This window comes from Saccharopolyspora sp. NPDC000995 (assembly GCF_053599315.1).
This window is the reverse complement of the sequence record NZ_JBSFLZ010000325.1, coordinates 1-1,481: the sequence shown is the minus strand read 5'-3', so window position 1 is coordinate 1,481 and position 1,481 is coordinate 1. Positions and strand designations below refer to the sequence as shown.

The 1,481-nt window shown below is 62.1% G+C and carries 1 protein-coding gene; it reads left to right on the top strand.

All coding sequences use genetic code 11. From position 1 onward, the window contains the following. Nucleotides 1-11: 11 nt before the first annotated feature. Nucleotides 12-1,472, top strand: coding sequence for an adenosylhomocysteinase (gene ahcY, locus ACWDKQ_RS36115; protein WP_450143232.1), 1,461 nt, complete (start codon nucleotides 12-14; stop codon nucleotides 1,470-1,472). Nucleotides 1,473-1,481 lie beyond the last annotated feature (9 nt).

The window sequence follows — 1,481 nt, the reverse complement described above, 5'->3', positions numbered from 1 at the left end:
GAAAGGTTGTTATGAGCGTCGAGTTGCAGAAGGTCAACGGCCTGGAGTTCGCTGTCCGGGATCTGGGGTTGGCTGAGGCCGGGCGGCATCAGATCCGGTTGGCTGAGCATGAGATGCCGGGTTTGATGGCGACGCGTGCGGAGTATGCGTCCTCGCAGCCGTTGAGGGGTGCGCGGATTGCGGGTTCGTTGCACATGACGGTGCAGACGGCGGTGTTGATCGAGACGTTGGTCGCGTTGGGTGCCGAGGTCCGGTGGGTGTCGTGCAACATCTTCTCGACTCAGGACGAGGCCGCCGCTGCGGTTGTGGTGGGCCCGAACGGGACGCGGGAGAAGCCTGCGGGTGTGTCGGTGTTCGCGTGGAAGGGTGAGTCGCTGGGGGAGTACTGGTGGTGCACCGACCAGCTGTTCCAGTTCGGTGGTGGTGAGGGTCCGAACATGATCCTCGATGATGGTGGTGACGCCACGCTGTTGGTGCACAAGGGTGTGGAGTTCGAGGCGGCCGGGGTGGTGCCGCAGGCTGGAGAGGGTGATCCGGAGGAGTACAAGGTCATTCTGGAGACGCTGCGCGCCAGCGTCGCCGTGGATGGCAAGCGGTTCACCAAGATCGCCGGTGAGGTCAGGGGTGTGACCGAGGAGACCACCACCGGTGTGCACCGGCTGTATGAGCTGGCCAAGACCGGGGATCTGTTGTTCCCGGCGATCAATGTCAACGATTCGGTGACGAAGTCGAAGTTCGACAACAAGTACGGGTGCCGGCACTCGCTGGTCGATGGCATCAACCGTGCCACGGATGTGCTCATTGGCGGCAAGGTCGCGGTGGTGTGTGGTTATGGTGATGTCGGTAAGGGTTCGGCGGAGTCGTTGCGGGGCCAGGGCGCGCGGGTGATCGTGACCGAGATCGATCCGATCTGCGCGTTGCAGGCGGTGATGGATGGCTACCAGGTGACCACGCTGGACGATGTCGTGGAGATCGCTGACATCTTCGTCACGACGACGGGGAACTTCGACATCATCACCGCTGAGCACATGTCGCGGATGAAGCATCAGGCGATCGTGGGCAACATCGGTCATTTCGACAACGAGATCGACATGGCGGGGTTGGAGAAAACGCCTGGTGTCCGCAAGCAGGAGATCAAGCCGCAGGTCCACGAGTACGTGTTCCCGGACGGGCATTCGATCATCGTGTTGTCTGAGGGCCGGTTGCTGAACCTGGGCAACGCCACCGGGCACCCCAGCTTCGTGATGTCGAACTCCTTCACCAACCAGACGATCGCGCAGATCGAGTTGTTCACCAAGCCGGGTGAGTACGACAAGCAGGTGTATGTGCTGCCCAAGCACCTGGATGAGAAGGTGGCCCGCCTGCACCTGGACGCTCTGGGGGTGAAGCTGACCAAGCTCTCCAAGGAGCAGGCCGCCTACATCGGTGTCGACGTCGATGGCCCCTACAAGCCCGACCACTACCGCTACTGATTCCCGCCC

Coding starts and splice junctions, on each gene's coding strand:
- ahcY (WP_450143232.1), top strand. CDS start 12: ATGAGCGTCGAGTTGCAGAAGGTCAACGGCCTGGAGTTCGCTGTCCGG.